The organism is Rheinheimera soli (assembly GCF_031457405.1).
In the GTDB taxonomy this organism is placed as follows: Bacteria; Pseudomonadota; Gammaproteobacteria; order Enterobacterales; family Alteromonadaceae; genus Pararheinheimera; species Pararheinheimera soli_A.
Genome location: NZ_JAVDWR010000004.1, coordinates 95385 through 113186, shown reverse-complemented (window position 1 = coordinate 113186; position 17802 = coordinate 95385). Strand labels below are relative to the sequence as shown.

Here is a 17802-nt window from a genome sequence, read left to right as displayed (position 1 = left end):
ATGCTTATTTGATCACCCGAAGGTGAGACACTTTTTTGCCTTTATTTGGATCGGTCGGTTCGTCATCTGATCCATTCTGCAAGGCACTGTCCATGGCTTCGCCATCTGCTACAGAGTTCGGGTGATGCATATCTTCATCGCCATCATCTTCTGCATCAAACATGGTGCCTGCACCGTTTTCACGCGCATAAATAGCTAAAACAGCCTTGATGGGGACAGTCAGAGCAAAAGGTTTACCACCAAAACGGGCGTTAAAGGTAATCACATCATTACCCATCAACATATTACCTACTGCCGAAGGCAGAATATTCAGCACAATCTGGCCGTTCTGAATATGCTGGGTTGGTACTTTGCAGCCCTGAATACTGGTATTCACTACCAGATAAGGCGTTAAGTTGTTATCCACTATCCATTCGTAAAAAGCCCGGATTAAATAAGGCTTATTCGGGGTCATATCCATCAGTAACCACGCCCCCGACGGATTTCACGCTCGGCTTCAGTTAAAGATTGCTGAAAACCGTCGCGTTCAAAAATACGGGTCATATAAGTTTGCAATAACTTGCTGCCGGTTCCGGTCAGTTCAATATCGAGCAATGGCAAACGCCACAACAAAGCTGCCAGATAACAATCAATCAGGCTGTACTCTTCACTCATAAAATACGGATGCTCCTGGAACAAAGGTGCCATAGCCAGCAAACCTTCCCGCAGATCACGGCGCGCTATAGCAGCATCCGGAGCATTTTTCAGAATTTTGTCCGCTAAACCATACCAGTCTTTTTCGATGCGATGCATCATTAAACGGGCATTAGCACGGGCCACAGGATAGACAGGCATTAATGGTGGGTGTGGGAAACGCTCGTCCAGGTATTCGTTAATAATATCGGCTTTAAATAAAGCTAAATCTCTGTCCATCAAAGTGGGCAAAGAACCATAAGGATTAACCTCGTAGACATCTTCAGGCAGGCTATCTGTACTGACCTGAATAATATCAACTGTGACGCCTTTCTCCGCCAGTACCATTCTGACCTGATGACAGTACATGTCATTGGCTGTTGAAAACAAGGTCATTACAGCACGTCTGTTGGCAGAAATCGCCATAGGATCCTCCGGTTATAAGCAAAAATACAAAGGGGCCTCTCGGCCCCTTTAAAGGCTAACTCTCTTGTCCTTAGTGGACGTCTCTCCAGTATTCTTTCTTCAGCAGAAAAGCGAAGATAAAGAAAATACCTAAGAAGATCAGAACTTTAATACCTAAGCTACGCGATTCCAGTTTGGAAGGCTCACCTACGTATTCCAGATAGTTCACCAGATCAGCCATGGCACTGTCGTACTCTTCAGTGCTTAACTCACCAGAACCATCTGTTTTAATACCTACATAAACTTCTGTTGATACACCATCAACTAAACGTGTTTCAGTGGCTTTGTAAGGAATACCCTGCAGCTCCTGTAACACATGAGGCATACCGACCATAGGGAAAACTTCGTTGTTCACACCAAATGGACGGGTTGGATCTGCATAAAAAGAACGCATATAAGTGTACAACCAGTCTGGTCCACGCACACGGGCCACGTTGGTTAAATCTGGTGGTGCAGCACCAAACCAGTTTGCCAGATCCGCTTTAGGTGCAGCATTTTTAATATGGTCACCGACTTTATTGGCCGTGAAACCTAAAGTTTCCATACCAATATCTTCCGGAATACCTAAATCACGAAAGGTACGTGAATAACGCTGGTACTCCATTTGGTGACAACCCAGACAATAGTTCTGGAAGATGCGGGCACCACGTTGCAGCGACTCTTTGTCTGTCAAATCTATAGGTGCTTTATCCAGAGGCACTGTTGGACCTGCCGCCATAGCGGCGCTGGATGCGACCAGCGCTAATACAGTAAATAACTTTTTAATCATCAGGATAACCTCACTGGCAACGGCTTGGTTTTCTCATTTTTGCTGTAGAACCATAACAGGCCAAAGTAAGCAAAATAAGTGAAAGAGAAAATCTGCGCTAACAAGGTATAAAATGGAGTCGCTGGTAACACACCTAATACACCTAAGGCGACAAAGCTGATGCAGAACATGATCAGGTTTGCTTTGTGCAAAGTGCTGCGGTAACGGATAGAACGCACCGGGCAACGATCCAACCAAGGCAACAGAGCCAGGAACAGAATAGCCAGGAACATAAAGATCGCACCAAACAGCTGATCAGGCACAGCACGTAAAATGGCGTAGAAAGGCGTGAAGTACCAGACCGGCGCTATATGGTCAGGCGTTTTCATTGGGTTTGCCGGCTCAAAGTTTGGCGGCTCTAAGAAGTAACCACCACCTTCAGGTGCAAAGAAGATCACAAAACAGAAAATAAACAGGAAACCAACCACACCTACTATGTCTTTCACCGTGTAGTAAGGGTGGAAAGGAATAGCATCAACGATAATTTTTTTACCGCCTTTAGTGAAGTACTGATGAAAGGTAAACTTGTCTGAGACGTTGTTTTCGATTTTTTCGCCGTTATTCTCACGTTTTACATCTATACCATCAGGGTTGTTTGAACCCACTTCATGCAGAGCAATGATGTGCAGGAACACCAGAACAACCAGTACCAATGGTAATGCAATCACGTGTAAGGCAAAGAAACGGTTTAAAGTTGCACCGGAAATCACGTAGTCACCACGGATCCACAGCGTTAAATCATCACCAATCACCGGAATAACACCGAAGATCGAGATAATAACCTGAGCACCCCAGAATGACATCTGACCCCAGGGTAATAAATAACCCATAAAGGCTTCAGCCATTAAGACTAAGAAAATCAGCATACCGAAGATCCACAGCAGTTCCCTTGGTTTCTGGTAGGAGCCGTACATCATGCCACGCAGCATGTGCAGGTAAACAACAACAAAGAAGGCAGAAGCACCGGTAGAGTGCATGTAACGCAGCAGCCAGCCGTACTCCACATCACGCATGATGTATTCAACAGAAGCGAATGCGCCTTCGGCACTTGGCACGAAGTTCATCGTTAACCAGATACCAGTCAGGATTTGGTTCACCAGTACTAACATGGCTAAAGAACCAAAGAAGTACCAGAAGTTAAAGTTTTTTGGCGCCGGGTACTGCATCACATGGAGATTCATTTTCTCCATAAATGGCATACGGTACTCAATCCAGCTCATCAGGTTTTTAAACATTAAGCTGTCCCCTCATCTTCACCAATGATAATGGTGGTGTCATCGACAAACATATAAGGTGGGATCATCAGGTTTGTTGGTGCCGGAACACCGGAGAATACCCGTCCAGCCATATCATAAGTAGAACCGTGACATGGACAGAAGAAACCTGAAGGCATACCTTCAACCTGAGCCTCGAAGTCTTTCATAATGTAAGTTGGGGAACAACCCAGGTGAGTACAGATCCCCACAGCCACAAAAATTTCTGGCTTTTTCGAACGGTGAGTATTTTTTGCATAATCAGGCTGTTGTGGTTCTTCAGATGCAGGATCACGAAGCTTATCATCAAATTTAGTCAAAGTTTCCAGCATGGCTGGAGTCCGCTTGACTATCCATACCGGCTTGCCCCGCCACTCAACCCGAATTAACTGCCCGTCTTCGAGTTTGCTAATGTCAGCGGTGACTGCAGCACCAGCTTGTTTAGCTTTTTCACTCGGATTCCAGGAAGCAATAAAGGGAACAGCAGCTCCAATCGCACCAACCCCACCAACTACAGAAGTTGCTATGGTCAGAAAGCGACGGCGACCATGATCTACAGGCGCATTGCTCATCCACTCATCTCCACGTTAAACGCTTAAATACTGATATTTTAAGCGGCTGAATTACAGCGATTATTATAAGTTGAAAAATACGGCGGATCATAATGAAAAGCCCTGCTTTACACAAGGATTTAGCCGAATTCTCTTTGTTATGACACTAGTTTTTCGACGAAACACCGAACCAGAATAGTCAGTAAAACTTTGCATCACCATGTTTTAACCGGAAAAAGACATTTCTGTCATGATAAGACGCCGCTCAAATAACACTGGACAGAAGAAAATACGGAACCTGAAGAGATAAAACACTGGCAAGCTAACCTCTGATGTCATGAGTCTATACGCAGCATTGCACAACAGAAGTTTGTTCCGAACCAGTTATTTAAAATTTGAGAATAAAAAACCCGGTACAAGACCGGGTTCTTTGCAACAAAAAACGAATTAACGTTTTGAGTACTGTGGACGCTTACGAGCTTTATGCAGACCCACTTTCTTACGTTCAACTTTACGGGCGTCACGAGTGACGAAACCAGCTTTACGTAATGCAGGGCGCAGAGACTCGTCGAACTCCATCAGAGCGCGGGTGATACCGTGGCGGATTGCGCCAGCCTGACCAGAAATACCACCACCTTTCACAGTGACGTATAAGTCAAACTTGCCTACCATTTCCACTAACTCTAATGGTTGCATAACAACCATACGAGCAGTTTCACGACCGAAGTATTCAGTGATAGAGCGTTGGTTGATAACGATGTTACCTGAACCTGCTTTGATGAATACACGAGCTGTAGAGGTCTTACGACGACCAGTACCGTAATATTGATTAGTTGCCATGTTCTGCTCCGATTAGATATCTAAAACTTGCGGTTGCTGAGCAGCATGTTGATGCTCGGCGCCTGCATATACTTTTAACTTACGGAACATAGCGCGGCCCAGAGGACCTTTAGGCAACATACCTTTTACGGCTGCTTCCAATACCATCTCCGGCTTCTTCACAAGCAGTTTTTCAAAGTTAATTTCTTTGATACCACCTGGGAAACCACTGTGAGAGTAGTACATTTTGTTTTTTGCTTTGTTACCAGTGACAGTCACTTTATCAGCATTTACAACGATGATGTAATCACCGGTATCAACGTGTGGAGTGAACTCTGGTTTGTGCTTTCCGCGTAAACGAAGAGCGATCTCAGTTGCGATACGACCAAGTGTCTTACCTGTTGCATCAACAACGAACCAGTCACGTTGAACGCTTTCTGGCTTAGCAGTAAAAGTTTTCATCTAAAAACTACCCAAAAAAAATAACACTGTTACACCTAACACAATCTTCATTGTGTCGCTTATCGCACCCCTTCGAGTACATAAACTGCCAGGCTACGGCAATTTCAGGCTGTAACGTGGGCCGGGCGCGGATTATATAGTAACCAATGACAAAAAACAGCCATTTATGTAAAAAATTACGGTAAATGTTCGCTGGCCAGATAATCGTGCGACTGCATTTCCTGTAAACGGCTTAAACAACGTTTAAATTCAAAGGACAAAATACCTTCTGTATAGAGTTGTTCCATAGGCACAGAAGCCGAAATAATCAGTTTGACATGACGCTCGTAAAACTCGTCGACCAAAGCAATAAAGCGCCGGGCCACGTCATCCCGGGTCTGCCCCATCTGAGTGACATTCGACAGCAAGACAGTGTGGTAACACTTACTCAGCTCCATATAGTCATATTGACTACGGGCCGTTTCGCACAGCTCCGGAAAATCAAACCAGATAATGCCATCCGCTTCTTTGCGACTGGTGAGTATACGACCTGCTATTTCTATTTGTGCTTTATCCTGACGCGGATCCACCGACAAAGCCAAAAAGTATTCAGCCAGATTGCAGTCTGCTTTTTCATCCAGCGGCGAATGATAAATTTCCGCCTGAGTTAAAGTACGAAGCCGGTAGTCTATGCCACTGTCTACATTGACTATTTCCGTATGTTGTTTAATCAAAGCTATAGCGGGCAAAAACCGAGCGCGTTGCAGACCATTGCGGTACAAACCGTCAGGCTCTATGTTCGAAGTGGCCACCAGCGTAATACCGCGGGCAAAGAGCTCCTGCATCAGGGTGCCTAAAATCATCGCATCGGTGATGTCGGAGACAAAAAACTCGTCAAAACACAAAATATCGGTTTCGGCTTTAAACCTGTCGGCTACTACTTTTAACGGATCAGATACACCAGGCAGGGATTTTAGCTCCTGATGCACCTTGTGCATAAAGCGGTGAAAGTGGATTCGCAACTTGCGTGTAGTCGGCAGGCATTCATAAAAAGTGTCCACCAGATAGGTTTTACCCCGGCCTACCCCGCCCCAGAAATAAATGCCTTGCAGGGGTTCAGCTTCTGGCTTTTTGCCCAGAAGTTTATGCAGAAAACCTTGTTTCAAAGGCTTCTTTTGCACAAATTGCTGATACAGACGTTCCAGGTGCTGCACTGCATTTTGCTGAGCGGCATCAAACAGAAAATCATCACGTTGGAGGTCTTGTTGATATTTTTGCAGTGGTGTAGTCATGCCAGATATTGAAAAATAAGCCAATTAACCTTAAATAATGGTCGTAATAGTAACATGCCTTACCACTCTGGATAAGAAGATAGGTTAAACTATTGTTGAACTAACTAATTTTTCAGGAGTTGTTATGACTGTTACTTTTGCCTTGGCCTGGTTAGTAGCTGGCTTAGTGGTTGGCATAGTGGCAACCCGCTTGTATTGTTTGCGTCAATTTAATCAAAGCAAACTGCAGGTGGAGCTAAACGAAACCAAACAGCAGCTGCAGCAATACCGTAGCGATGTCACAGAACACGTGGAAACCACTCATCAACTGATGAGCCAGCTCCACGAAAACTATGAAAAAATTGCCCGCCATATGGCTCAGACCAAGATGCAGTTGATCGAAAGACCAACTTTTGACAACCGTAGCGAGCTGAATTATTTCGCAGCAGACACTACGGCACAAATACGCCAGTCGATCCATAAACTGGATGAGCGTCGCAAAGTGAAGGATGAACCATCCTACCAGCCATTGGATTATTCCAATACAGCCAGTGGCTTAATGAAAAATAAAACTGAGCGAAACTCATCGGACAACTGAACTTTTCGACTGGTAAAGCATTCTTAGTGACGTCATTTGTACAGTGGCGTCGTCCGTGTAAAGGAGCATTACCTATATGAAGTCGCAGTTATCTTTAGTTACTGTCAGTATTTTAACCGCCTTTCTGCTGGCGCAACCCGCGCCAGCCCAGGCCAAGCTGCCATTTTTTGGTGCTGGCGAGCAGGAAATGCCAAGTCTGGCCCCTATGCTGGAGAATGTCACTCCAGCTGTAGTCAATATCTCAGTAGCCGGCAGCCGTGAAGTTCGTCAACGTTTACCTGGTGGTTTAGAGCAATTCCTTGGCCGTCGGGGCGAGTTACGTCAAGAGCAACCTTTCCGTGGTTTGGGTTCAGGTGTCATCATCGATGCTAAAAAAGGTTATGTGGTGACTAACCACCACGTGATTAATGAAGCCTCTGATATTCAGGTGACCTTAAAAGACGGTCGTAGCTACAAAGCCAAAAAAATTGGTGAAGATCCGGAAAGCGATATAGCCCTGCTGCAAATTGAAGCGGAGGATCTGACCCAGGTCGAGCTGGCAGATTCGGATGTTTTGAGAGTGGGTGACTTTACCATAGCTATAGGCAACCCCTTTGGTTTAGGTCAAACCGTCACTTCAGGTATTGTCAGTGCTTTGGGCCGTGGTGGTTTAGGCATTGAAGGTTATGAAGACTTTATCCAAACCGATGCTGCCATCAACAGCGGTAACTCAGGCGGCGCTTTAGTCAACCTCAAAGGTCAGCTGATTGGTATCAACACAGCCATCATAGGCCCTAACGGAGGCAATATAGGCATAGGTTTTGCTATTCCTGCCAATATGATGAAAAACCTGGTCGCCCAGTTTATTGAATACGGTGAAGTGCGTCGTGGTGCTTTAGGTGTACGTGGCGGTGATTTAAACGCTGAAATTGCCAAGGCTATGAAAACCAAAACCAGTAAAGGCGGCTGGGTGCAAGAAGTGATACCAGGTTCAGCAGCCGATAAAGCTGGTCTGAAAAGTGGTGATATTATTACCCATCTGAACGGCAAGAAGGTTGAATCTTTTACTGAAGTTCGCGCAAAAATTGCAACTCTGGGCGTAGGCAAAGAAATAGCTTTGGGTATTTTACGTGATGATAAAGCGCTGACGGTGAAAGTGACGCTGGAAGCTGCAGGAGCCGCCACAGCAGAAGCCAAAGTACTGCATCCCATGCTTGAAGGCGCCAGTTTAACAGATGGCAAAACACCGGATGGTGAAAATGGCATCGTCATTGATGAAGTGGCCGCACGCTCTCCGGCTGCTGCATTAGGCCTGGAAAAAGGCGATGTGATTATTGGCGTGAGTCGCAGCAGAGTGAACAACACCAAAGAGCTGCGTGAGTTGTTAGGTAAAAGCTCCGGTATCATTGCACTGCAGGTTCAACGCGGTAATCGTATCCTTTATGTATTAATACGTTAACTTTTTGCAGTAGCAAGCCTGTGGCTTGCTACTGCAACTTCCTATTTAGTGTTATGCTTGCAGAATCTTTTGTTTCATAACTTCTCCCAGTGCCCAAACTTCTGATTAGTCTATTAAAAAGCGTTGCTTATGGTCTCGCACTTGCCATGCTGTGGTTGGTTTTTTTCAACCAGAATCAAGGATTAAACCTGAATTTCTGGCAGAAGAAAGAATCATTGCCAGCGCCTGTGTCCTATTCCCGAGCTGTTCGGGCCGCAGCACCGGCTGTTGTCAATGTCTACACCAAAAGCACAACTCAGGACCCGCGTTCTTACCAAAGCAGAACTATAGAGCGTCAGGAATTAGGTTCTGGCGTCATTATGAATGCTCAGGGCTATGTGCTGACTAATTATCATGTGGTATACGGAGCTGACCAGATTTCAGTGGCTTTGCAGGATGGCCGGGTCTTTGATGCAATACTGATTGGTCAGGATCAACTGACTGACTTAGCTGTGTTGTATGTCGAAGCCGACAACTTACCTGTGATCCCACAGGATGATAGCTTAGAGCCTCAGGTTGGAGATGTGGTACTGGCTATAGGTAACCCTTTTAATCTGGGTCAGGCCATCACTCAGGGTGTAATAAGCGCGACAGGCCGTGGTGGTTTGAGCCCGGCAAACGGTTATGCCGACTTTATGCAGATGGATGCTGCCATTAATGCAGGTAATTCAGGTGGTGCTTTGATTAACAGCAACGGCGTATTGGTGGGTATCAATACTGCGGCTTTTCAGCGCCAGCGTAATCAGGACATTCAGGGCATATTTTTTGCGGTGCCCTATCATCTGGCCAGTAATGTACTGCAGAAACTGATCCAGCATGGTCGGGTGATCCGTGGTTATTTAGGCGTCAGTGGTGACCCTGTGGTGAATCCTGCCGGCGATCCGATGATATCCACAGCCCAAACCTTATTTGGTGTAAAAATCACAGCCATAGAACCTTTAAGTCCGGCTGCTATAGCGGGTTTACAGGTCGGAGATATATTGCAGAAAATCAACGGCGAAACCCTGACCAGTGTGCATCATGCTTTGGATTTGATTGCAGAGACAGCCCCTGACACCTCCTTACAAATGTCGATTGAACGTAATGGCAAGGCTTTGACTGTGCCTGTGGTAATCAGAGAACTGAACTAACCATTCAAGCTGACATAAAAAAGCCAGTGACTAAGCACTGGCCTTTTTATTAGTCTTTAGCACCGGGCGTCAGGCCGGAGCATTGATCCGCTGAATATTAGCGCCTAAGCCTTTGAGTTTATGTTCGATTTGCTCATAACCCCGATCAATGTGATAGATACGATCCACCACAGTCTCACCTTCAGCCACTAAGCCCGCAATCACTAAGCTGGCAGAAGCTCTCAGGTCTGTTGCCATCACCTGAGCACCTGTCAGCTTGTCGCTGTGCTTAATCAGTGCTGTATTGCCTTCCAGCTGTATATCAGCACCCATACGTTGCAATTCTGGCACATGCATAAAACGATTTTCGAAAATCGTTTCTGTCACCATACCCACACCTTCTGCTACCACATTCAACACAGTAAACTGGGCTTGCATATCGGTAGGGAAACCAGGGTGAGGCACAGTTTTCACGTTGACTGATTTTAACGCCCGGCCTGCCATATTCAGACGGATCCAATCCGTGCCTGTTGTCACTTCAGCACCTGCTTCACGCAGTTTCTCAAGTACAACTTCCAGTTCAGCAGGAGAAGCATTCAAACAAGTGACATCACCGCCTGTCACAGCAGCAGCCACTAAAAAAGTACCAGTTTCAATACGATCAGGTAACACAGTATGACAAGCACCCTGCAGCTTTTCTTTACCTGTAATACGGATAGTATCAGTGCCCGCGCCTTGAATATCAGCGCCCAAAGCTATCAGGTAACGAGCTAAATCTACTACTTCAGGTTCACGGGCAGCATTTTCTATAATGGTTAAACCATCAGCCAGCACTGCAGCCATCATCAGGTTTTCAGTGCCAGTTACACTAACCAGTTCCATAAAGATATGAGCACCATGCAAACGGCTTGCTTTGGCTTTGATATAACCGGCTTCTACCGTGATTTCAGCACCCATTTTACGCAGGCCGTCTATATGCAAATTCACCGGACGGGCGCCTATAGCGCAACCACCGGGTAAAGACACTTCGGCATGGCCAAAACGAGCCAGTAGAGGACCTAAAGCCAGAATAGAAGCGCGCATGGTTTTCACCAACTCGTAGGGCGCCATCTGACTGTGAATAGCTGTTGCATCCACTGTGACCTGATGCCCATCACGGCTGACTTCAGCGCCAAAAATGCGCAACAATTTGAAGGTGGTATCAATGTCTTTTAGTTCCGGGACATTGCTCAGCACTGAAGGCTGCTCTGCCAGAATAGTGGCAAATAAAATAGGAAGTGCGGCATTTTTAGCGCCGGAAATAACAACGTCACCTTTTAAGGTGGCGCCGCCTGAAACCAGAAATTGTTGCATCTTTAGCTACTATACAGGTGGGTTAAGTAATTTTTCACGACGCCATTGAGTCGGCGTGAAAGTTTTAATTGAAACTGCATGGATACTACCATCAGCAATAGCTGCCATCAAAGGGGCATAAATCATTTGTTGTTGTTTCACCCGGCTGATGCCATCAAAACAATCCCCTATTGCAGTCACAGCATAATGATTGCCTTCAGCTTTAACGTAAACTTCAGCCAGTTTCAGCTCTTCTGTTAACAGAAGCTCAATCTCATTACACTGCATTGCCTTTATCCTCTTCTACCAATGGCAACAAGGCCAAAACATCTGACAACTTAGCCAGAGAAATTAACTGCTCTGGCACATGACGCATTTGGATAGTTAATCCCAGTTTAGCAGCTTGTGCTACCTGATGGAGTAACCAGGCAAGCCCGGCAGTGTCAACCAATGCAAGCTCGCGAAAATCAAAGACGACAGTGCCACTTAATTTTTTTAATAGCTTAAATGGCCACTGCGTAGGTACTGTATCCCGGTCCAAAGCACCGGAAAATAGCAGTGTCTGTTGTTGTTGACTAATTTTTAGCATTGTTACCCTGCATAGGAGCTGTGATAGGAGCTTTTGATTTCTCCACTAACAATGCGGTCACGCTGGCTAAACCCTGTTGACGGATCATGTTGCCCAGCTCTGCTCTTTTGCTGTCTAACAAAGAGATGCCTTCAGCCACCATATCAAATACCTGCCAGTTTTCAGAATCTTTAGCCCGACGCAGTTTAAACTCGATATTGATGTCTGGTTTGCCTGGATCTATAACACGGGTTTTGATAGTGATGATATTTTGGTTACCCACAGCGCGGGCAGGCTCAAAAATCACTTTCTGATTTTTATACTGAGTTAAAGCACCAGCGTAAGTGGCTACCATATAATCTTTAAAGGCCACAACAAAAGCATCACGATCTTCTTCTTTAGTTTGTTTGATGTAGTTCCCAATAACACGGAAAGCCGCATAACGACTGTCGATGTAAGGCACTAATTCTTCGTTGACTATCACCCGTAAATGCTCGACATCTTTTTCGATCACAGGCTGATCGTTGGCAATACGCCGAAAAGCCTGATCGGCCACTGCTTCGATCATTTTGTACGGGTCGTTATAAGTTTTAACTTCCGCGGCTGATGCCTGGGCAATGAGGCCCAATGAAATCAATGCAGTAGCTGCAATTTTTACCAGCAAATTTTTCATGCTTAGTTACTTCCTCTGTTAAATAAGAACTGGCCGATTAATTCTTCCAGCACAATAGCGGACTTGGTGTCTTCAACATAATCGCCACTTTTAAGGATGGAGACGGTTTCATCAACAAAGCCAGGTTGTAATCCAAGATACTGCTCACCCAATAAACCAGAGGTCAAAATAGCGACCGAACTGGTTTCAGGAAAGTTGTTGTATTGACTGTCAATTTCCATAGCCACTACAGGAGAATATTCTTCGGTATCAAGATTGATGGAACGCACACGGCCAACCACCACTCCACCCACTTTAATGGGGGACCGAACTTTTAAACCGCCAATGTTTTCAAACTTGGCATACAACATATAGGTCTGGCCAGTGCCTGCCATACCGCTATTCGCTACTTTCAGGGATAACAACATAAAAGCTGCTATAGCCAGCGCAACAAACAAACCCACCAACACTTCGATTTTGCGAGATGTCATTTTTTATCCACCAAACATTACTGCTGTTAATATAAAGTCAAAACCTAAGACCGCCAGAGAAGATGTCACCACAGTTTGTGTGGTGGCCTGACTAATGCCTTCAGAGGTTGGCACCGCATCAAAGCCTTTATGTAAGGCTATCCAGGTCACAATCAAAGCAAACACAGCACTTTTAATCACGCCGTTCATAATATCCTGCTGGAAATCAACGTTGGCTTGCATAGCCGACCAATAACCGCCGCTATCCACACCTAACCAGTCTACCCCCACCAAATGGCCACCTAAGATGCCAACAGCAGTAAATATCATGGCCAGCAGTGGCATGCTGATCACGCCAGCCCAAAACCGGGGCGCGATAATACGGCGCAAGGGGTCAACCGCCATCATTTCCATACCTGATAACTGCTCAGTTGCTTTCATCAGACCAATTTCAGCTGTTAAAGCACTACCTGCCCGACCAGCAAACAATAAGGCTGTCACTACAGGACCCAGCTCACGCAACAAACTTAACGCCACCAAAGGGCCTAACATTTGTTCAGCGCCAAACTTTGACAGCACTGTGTAACCCTGAAGTGCCAGCACCATGCCGATAAACAAACCGGATACCAAAATGATCAGCAAAGACAACACACCAACCACATACAACTGCTTCAACAATAAAGGGAAGCTTTTGCGTGGTGTTGGCCAGGCGATTAAAGCACCAAACAACATGATAGTTGCCCGGCCCATGCCTTGAATTTTAGCAATACTCTTTTGTCCGAGTTGCTGTAACTTATCCACTATCACTTAGCTAACTCCATTAATTCCGTACTGTAACTGGCCGCTTTAAAGTGGAAAGGCACAGGACCATCAGACTCTCCCTGTAAAAATTGCTGCACTAACGCAGAGGGGTGAGCTCGCAGCTCTTCCGGTGTGCCCTGACCTATGACTTTTTGTTCAGCCACCACATAGACATAGTCAGCAATACTCATCACTTCATTGACGTCATGGGAGACCACAACCGAAGTTAAACCCAGCGCATTATTCAAAGAGCGGATCAGACGCACTATCACCCCCATTGAAATCGGGTCCTGACCAGCAAAAGGCTCATCGTACAGAATAAGTTGCGGATCTAAAGCGATAGCACGGGCTAACGCAGCACGACGCGCCATACCGCCAGAGAGTTCTGCCGGCATTAAATCACGGGCACCACGTAAACCAACAGCTTCCAGTTTCATCAACACCATCAAACGGATAATTTCTTCCGGCAGACGGGTATGCTCACGAATTGGAAAAGCGACATTGTCGTAGACCGACATATCACTGAACATAGCGCCGCTTTGAAACAGCATGCTCATTTTCTGCCGGGCTCTGTACAAATCTTTACGATTAAGCTGAGGTATATCCTGACCATTGACCAGAATTTTCCCTTGTTCAGGCTTTAACTGACCACCGATCAGGCGCAACAGAGTGGTTTTACCTATACCACTGGGCCCCATAATGGCGGTCACTTTGCCGCGCTGAAACTGCATGCTCATGTCATCATAGATCACACGGTCACCACGCTTAAACGTCAGGTGCTGAATGTCTACCAGAATATCTGACACGTTGATCCTCATTTAAAGACAATAGCGTTTATCGCTAAAATTAAAGGCGCGCAATATACCTATGCACAACAGCGACTTCAAGCCAAGCGGACTAGTAAAGGCCTGCTATTGTATAGGTTTTTCGCAACGACAACCTTATAAAAAATAGTAACAACTGATTGCAAAAACAGAATAATCAATTTGTTTTACGTAATCTTTTGCATTTAGGCCCAATAAACACGAAAATATCAGCCTTTACATGGCCGCAAAGTGTGCCGCGCTGAAAATGAATCGCAGCTTAATATGTGAGCTATCTCTATGATCTGACTGATTCTCTTACTGGATCCTTTCCAAAGAACTACAGATCCAAAAAAGCGGGCAATAACGAATTGAAGGGGATTTTTGCATGACATTGGACTTTCGCCCTCAGGCCCTGCAGGTGTTGCAGATTGAAGCTGCCGCTGTAACCCAGCTGGCCACCTATATAGACGAAAGTTTTAATCTGGCCTGTCAGATGATGTTTGACTGCAAAGGCCGGGTCATAGTGATTGGTATGGGTAAATCCGGCCATATCGCCAATAAAATTGCTGCCACCTTAGCCTCTACCGGCACCCCTTCTTTTTTTGTTCATCCGGCCGAAGCCAGTCATGGCGATTTAGGCATGATCACCACAGAGGATGTAGTGCTGGCCATTTCTAACTCGGGTGAAACTGCTGAAGTGCTCGCGATAGTGCCGGTATTAAAACGCCGTGGTATTAAAATGGTGGCTATGACAGGCCGGCCTGAATCTACTTTAGCTGCTTTATCCGATGTGCATTTATGTGTGCGGGTTGAACAGGAAGCCTGCCCCTTAGGCCTGGCCCCAACAGCCAGCACCACAGCTACCTTGGCGATGGGTGATGCCATTGCCGTTGCCCTTTTGGATGTACGTGGTTTTTCTGCGGATGATTTTGCTTTATCCCATCCGGGTGGCAGCCTGGGTCGTCGTTTATTATTACGCTTAGAAGATGTGATGCATTTTGGTGATGCCTTGCCAGTGGTGCACCAGCAAGTCAGTCTGAAAGAAGCTTTATTAGAGATATCCCGTAAAGGTTTAGGCATGACGTCTGTAGTGGATGATTCAGGTAAGCTGGCTGGCTTATTTACCGATGGAGATTTACGCCGGGTGCTGGATCAGCAAGTGGATTTACACAAAGCCAGCATTGCCAGCCTGATGACCAAAAACTGTATCACGGCCAAACCTGCTATGCTGGCAGCAGAAGCCCTGAAAATCATGGAACAACGCAAAATTAATGGTCTTATTGTAGTGAACGAACAACATGAACCTGTAGGTGCGTTAAATATGCACGACTTGCTAAAAGCCGGAGTGCTCTGATGTCTGTTTTATTTAGCCAAATGTATCAGGACATCAGCCCGGAACTGGAGCAAAAGGCTCAGCAGATCCGCCTGTTGATTTGTGATGTGGATGGCGTGTTTTCGGATGGCCGTATTTATTTAGGCAATCAGGGCGAAGAACTGAAAGCCTTTCATACCCGGGATGGTTACGGCATTAAAGCCTTACGCCACGCCGGTATTGAAGTGGCGGTGATCACGGGCCGTCGCTCAGAGATAGTGCAACAGCGTATGACGTCACTCACTGTGCCTTACATTTATCAGGGTCAGGAAAATAAACTCGCCGCTTTTGCTGAACTCCAACAAAAACTGGCACTCGAAGCCTCACAAATTGCCTTTATCGGCGATGATTTGGCGGACTGGGCAGTGATGCAACATTGTGGCTTAAGTGTGGCAGTTCAGGACGCTCACCCCTATCTTGCTTTGCATGCAGATTACCGTTGTAAATTACCAGGTGGTTTTGGTGCAGTGCGTGAGCTCTGTGATTTGCTATTGACCAGTCAGGGCAAATTTGCTGAATTTTCAGGAAGCAGTACATGATTCGTCAATTTCTGTGGTTAGTGCTTATTGTGGCCGCTGCCGCTGGTTTTTACAGCTGGCAGTTGCTGGACCAGGAGCAAAGTAGCACTCCGGGTAATCAGGACCATCAACCAGACTATGTGGCTGTCGACCTGACCCGGATGATTTACGATAAAGAAGGCCACTTGTCGGATCTGATCCGGGCTCAGCGTATGGAGCACTTTGAACGTTTTGGCTTTTTACAGTTTGATTTCCCTATCTACACTATTTATCAGGAAAAAGTGCCATTATGGCAAGTGACAAGCGAGCAGGCTGTGCTTTATCCTGATGACAAACTCATTCTTGAACACAGAGTGGAGTTGCGTAATATGTCGGCAGACCCACTCTTTACCCGAATAGAAACCAATGCAGTTGAGCTTCTGTTTAACACCAACAGCCTGCAATCGAATGAGCAGGTACGAATTTTTGGACTGGGCTTTCAAATCACAGGCAAAGGTATGCTGGCCGATTTGAACGAACAGAATATTGAGCTGAAACAGCACACAAAAACGGTTTATTACAATGAAAAGTAACATTATTTTACTCAGCGCCTTTATTGCCTTCAGCGGCTTTTGTCTGGCTGGGCCTGATGACTTTAAAAAAGAAATTCAGGTAGGTTCAGACCGTCAGTTTGGCTCTATTAAAGACAAAGTCATGACCTTTGTTGATAACGTCAAAGTAGAACAAGGCAGCCTGCTGATTGAAGCAGACAAACTCGAAGTGCTGGCCACTGCAGGTAAAGGCAAAGAGGTGTTTATTGCCTCAGGCCAACCTGCAACTTACTCTCAACTGCTCGATGGAGAGCGGCCTATCAAAGCCAGTGCCAATGAAATTCGCTACGATGTGGCCAACGGTACGCTAGTGCTGACAGGCAATGCTGAATTGAGTCAGAATGGCAGCATGGTGCAAGGCGCTATCATCAAATACAACCTTGAAAAACAAGAGCTGGAAGCTGAATCTGATGGTAAAAAAACCGAAAGAGTGACCACTGTGTTCAGCCCGGAAGGAAAAGAATAATGAAGTTAGTCGCGTCCCATCTGGCCAAAAGCTATAAAGGCCGTCAGGTGGTCAAAGACGTCAGTCTGGAAGTGAATGCGGGTCAGATTGTTGGCTTGTTAGGTCCAAATGGTGCAGGCAAAACCACCACCTTTTATATGATTGTTGGTCTGGTCCCATCAGACAAAGGCAGAATCACGCTGGATGACAAAGAGATCACCTTTGATCCTATCCATGCCCGCGCCCGCGCAGGTATTGGCTACTTACCACAGGAAAGCTCAATTTTCCGTAAATTGACGGTCTACGATAACCTGCTGGCCATTTTGCAGCACCGCAAAGATTTAACCGAAGAGCAGCGCGAAGAAAAAGCGGACGCCCTGCTGGATGAATTCCATATAGGCCATATCCGTAATAGCCTGGGCATGAGTTTGTCCGGTGGTGAACGTCGCAGAGTGGAAATAGCCAGAGCATTGGCTGCAGATCCGGCATTTATCCTGTTAGATGAACCTTTTGCTGGCGTTGATCCCATTTCAGTGTTAGATATTAAAAAAATTATTCAGCATCTGTGCCAACGGGGCATTGGCGTGCTGATCACAGACCACAATGTACGTGAAACGCTTGATGTCTGTGAAATTGCCTATATTGTAAGTCATGGAGAACTGATTGCTGCAGGTACACCGGCTGAGGTTTTAGCAAACCAACAAGTCCGCGATGTCTACCTTGGTGAGCAATTCAGGTTATAGTTTAAAACAACATCCGAATAGGGTTGTTTGGAGAAAATAAG

General features: G+C 46.0%; 23 protein-coding genes. 8 read left to right on the top strand and 15 right to left on the bottom strand.

All coding sequences use genetic code 11. The annotated features are described in order from the left end of the window. Window positions 1-4: 4 nt before the first annotated feature. The 8 genes from J2W69_RS08555 to zapE all read right to left on the bottom strand — a co-directional run bounded on the left by J2W69_RS08555 (window position 5) and on the right by zapE (window position 6301). Entirely contained in the window at window positions 5-460 is a 456-nt protein-coding gene (locus tag J2W69_RS08555; RefSeq protein ID WP_310276737.1) for a ClpXP protease specificity-enhancing factor, read from the bottom strand. After that, the gene (sspA, locus tag J2W69_RS08550; RefSeq protein WP_008899938.1) at window positions 460-1098 is read right to left on the bottom strand and encodes a stringent starvation protein SspA; all 639 of its coding nucleotides are present in this window, start codon (window positions 1096-1098) and stop codon (window positions 460-462) included. The genes J2W69_RS08555 and sspA overlap by 1 nt, the downstream gene beginning before the upstream one ends. A 70-nt stretch (window positions 1099-1168) precedes the next feature. Continuing rightward, window positions 1169-1906 carry a cytochrome c1 gene (locus tag J2W69_RS08545; RefSeq protein ID WP_008899939.1) on the bottom strand — a complete coding sequence of 246 codons (738 nt, stop codon included), beginning with the start codon at window positions 1904-1906 and terminating at the stop codon, window positions 1169-1171. Beyond that, window positions 1906-3180, bottom strand: coding sequence for a cytochrome b (locus tag J2W69_RS08540; protein WP_405047878.1), 1275 nt, complete (start codon window positions 3178-3180; stop codon window positions 1906-1908). The genes J2W69_RS08545 and J2W69_RS08540 overlap by 1 nt, the downstream gene beginning before the upstream one ends. Continuing rightward, the gene (gene petA, locus J2W69_RS08535; protein WP_008899941.1) at window positions 3180-3770 is read right to left on the bottom strand and encodes a ubiquinol-cytochrome c reductase iron-sulfur subunit; all 591 of its coding nucleotides are present in this window, start codon (window positions 3768-3770) and stop codon (window positions 3180-3182) included. The genes J2W69_RS08540 and petA overlap by 1 nt, the downstream gene beginning before the upstream one ends. A 426-nt stretch (window positions 3771-4196) precedes the next feature. Further along, window positions 4197-4589, bottom strand: a complete 393-nt coding sequence (rpsI, locus tag J2W69_RS08530) for a 30S ribosomal protein S9 (protein WP_008899943.1) — start codon at window positions 4587-4589, stop codon at window positions 4197-4199. A 12-nt stretch (window positions 4590-4601) separates the two neighbouring features. After that, window positions 4602-5030, bottom strand: a complete 429-nt coding sequence (gene rplM, locus J2W69_RS08525) for a 50S ribosomal protein L13 (RefSeq protein WP_008899944.1) — start codon at window positions 5028-5030, stop codon at window positions 4602-4604. A 176-nt stretch (window positions 5031-5206) separates the two neighbouring features. Beyond that, on the bottom strand, window positions 5207-6301 hold the full coding sequence (gene zapE, locus J2W69_RS08520) for a cell division protein ZapE (RefSeq protein WP_310276727.1): 1095 nt from the start codon (window positions 6299-6301) through the stop codon (window positions 5207-5209). A 124-nt stretch (window positions 6302-6425) separates the two neighbouring features. On the opposite strand from zapE, the gene J2W69_RS08515 reads away from it, so the two are divergent. The 3 genes from J2W69_RS08515 (at window position 6426) to J2W69_RS08505 (ending at window position 9485) form a co-directional block, all read left to right on the top strand. Next, window positions 6426-6878 (top strand): Z-ring associated ZapG family protein, encoded by a 453-nt coding sequence (locus J2W69_RS08515; protein ID WP_008899946.1) that lies wholly within the window; start codon window positions 6426-6428, stop codon window positions 6876-6878. Window positions 6879-6954: 76 nt separating this feature from the next. Then, window positions 6955-8316, top strand: coding sequence for a Do family serine endopeptidase (locus J2W69_RS08510; RefSeq protein ID WP_310276722.1), 1362 nt, complete (start codon window positions 6955-6957; stop codon window positions 8314-8316). 146 nt (window positions 8317-8462) lie between these two features. Beyond that, window positions 8463-9485, top strand: a complete 1023-nt coding sequence (locus J2W69_RS08505) for a trypsin-like peptidase domain-containing protein (protein WP_310276720.1) — start codon at window positions 8463-8465, stop codon at window positions 9483-9485. Between the two features lie 69 nt (window positions 9486-9554). Here the strand turns inward: J2W69_RS08505 and murA are convergent, their stop codons facing one another. Genes murA through J2W69_RS08470 form a run of 7 tightly spaced genes read right to left on the bottom strand, consistent with a single transcriptional unit; the run spans window position 9555 to window position 14105 of the window. After that, a complete protein-coding gene (murA, locus tag J2W69_RS08500; RefSeq protein WP_310276717.1) occupies window positions 9555-10817 on the bottom strand; it encodes a UDP-N-acetylglucosamine 1-carboxyvinyltransferase in 1263 nt (420 codons plus the stop codon). A 9-nt stretch (window positions 10818-10826) separates the two neighbouring features. Then, entirely contained in the window at window positions 10827-11084 is a 258-nt protein-coding gene (locus J2W69_RS08495) for a BolA family protein (protein ID WP_008899950.1), read from the bottom strand. Continuing rightward, entirely contained in the window at window positions 11074-11385 is a 312-nt protein-coding gene (locus tag J2W69_RS08490; RefSeq protein ID WP_310276714.1) for an STAS domain-containing protein, read from the bottom strand. The genes J2W69_RS08495 and J2W69_RS08490 overlap by 11 nt, the downstream gene beginning before the upstream one ends. Next, window positions 11372-12037, bottom strand: a complete 666-nt coding sequence (locus J2W69_RS08485) for an MlaC/ttg2D family ABC transporter substrate-binding protein (RefSeq protein WP_310276712.1) — start codon at window positions 12035-12037, stop codon at window positions 11372-11374. The genes J2W69_RS08490 and J2W69_RS08485 overlap by 14 nt, the downstream gene beginning before the upstream one ends. Window positions 12038-12039: 2 nt before the next feature. Continuing rightward, window positions 12040-12507, bottom strand: a complete 468-nt coding sequence (gene mlaD / locus J2W69_RS08480) for an outer membrane lipid asymmetry maintenance protein MlaD (protein WP_008899953.1) — start codon at window positions 12505-12507, stop codon at window positions 12040-12042. Between the two features lie 3 nt (window positions 12508-12510). Further along, window positions 12511-13293 carry a lipid asymmetry maintenance ABC transporter permease subunit MlaE gene (gene mlaE / locus J2W69_RS08475; protein ID WP_008899954.1) on the bottom strand — a complete coding sequence of 261 codons (783 nt, stop codon included), beginning with the start codon at window positions 13291-13293 and terminating at the stop codon, window positions 12511-12513. Next, window positions 13290-14105 (bottom strand): ATP-binding cassette domain-containing protein, encoded by an 816-nt coding sequence (locus J2W69_RS08470; RefSeq protein ID WP_310276706.1) that lies wholly within the window; start codon window positions 14103-14105, stop codon window positions 13290-13292. The genes mlaE and J2W69_RS08470 overlap by 4 nt, the downstream gene beginning before the upstream one ends. A gap of 373 nt (window positions 14106-14478) precedes the next feature. Here J2W69_RS08470 and J2W69_RS08465 point away from each other — a divergent pair, with 373 nt between their 5' ends. The 5 genes from J2W69_RS08465 to lptB are packed head-to-tail and all read left to right on the top strand — an operon-like array spanning window position 14479 to window position 17761. Next, the gene (locus J2W69_RS08465; RefSeq protein ID WP_310276703.1) at window positions 14479-15447 is read left to right on the top strand and encodes a KpsF/GutQ family sugar-phosphate isomerase; all 969 of its coding nucleotides are present in this window, start codon (window positions 14479-14481) and stop codon (window positions 15445-15447) included. Next, window positions 15447-16004, top strand: coding sequence for a 3-deoxy-manno-octulosonate-8-phosphatase KdsC (gene kdsC, locus J2W69_RS08460; RefSeq protein WP_310276699.1), 558 nt, complete (start codon window positions 15447-15449; stop codon window positions 16002-16004). Before J2W69_RS08465 ends, kdsC begins: the two co-directional genes overlap by 1 nt. Further along, entirely contained in the window at window positions 16001-16555 is a 555-nt protein-coding gene (gene lptC, locus J2W69_RS08455) for an LPS export ABC transporter periplasmic protein LptC (protein WP_008899958.1), read from the top strand. The genes kdsC and lptC overlap by 4 nt, the downstream gene beginning before the upstream one ends. After that, window positions 16545-17039 (top strand): lipopolysaccharide transport periplasmic protein LptA, encoded by a 495-nt coding sequence (gene lptA / locus J2W69_RS08450; RefSeq protein ID WP_310276696.1) that lies wholly within the window; start codon window positions 16545-16547, stop codon window positions 17037-17039. Before lptC ends, lptA begins: the two co-directional genes overlap by 11 nt. After that, window positions 17039-17761: an LPS export ABC transporter ATP-binding protein gene (gene lptB, locus J2W69_RS08445; protein ID WP_310276692.1), complete on the top strand. Its 723-nt coding sequence runs from the start codon at window positions 17039-17041 to the stop codon at window positions 17759-17761. Before lptA ends, lptB begins: the two co-directional genes overlap by 1 nt. Window positions 17762-17802: the final 41 nt, after the last annotated feature.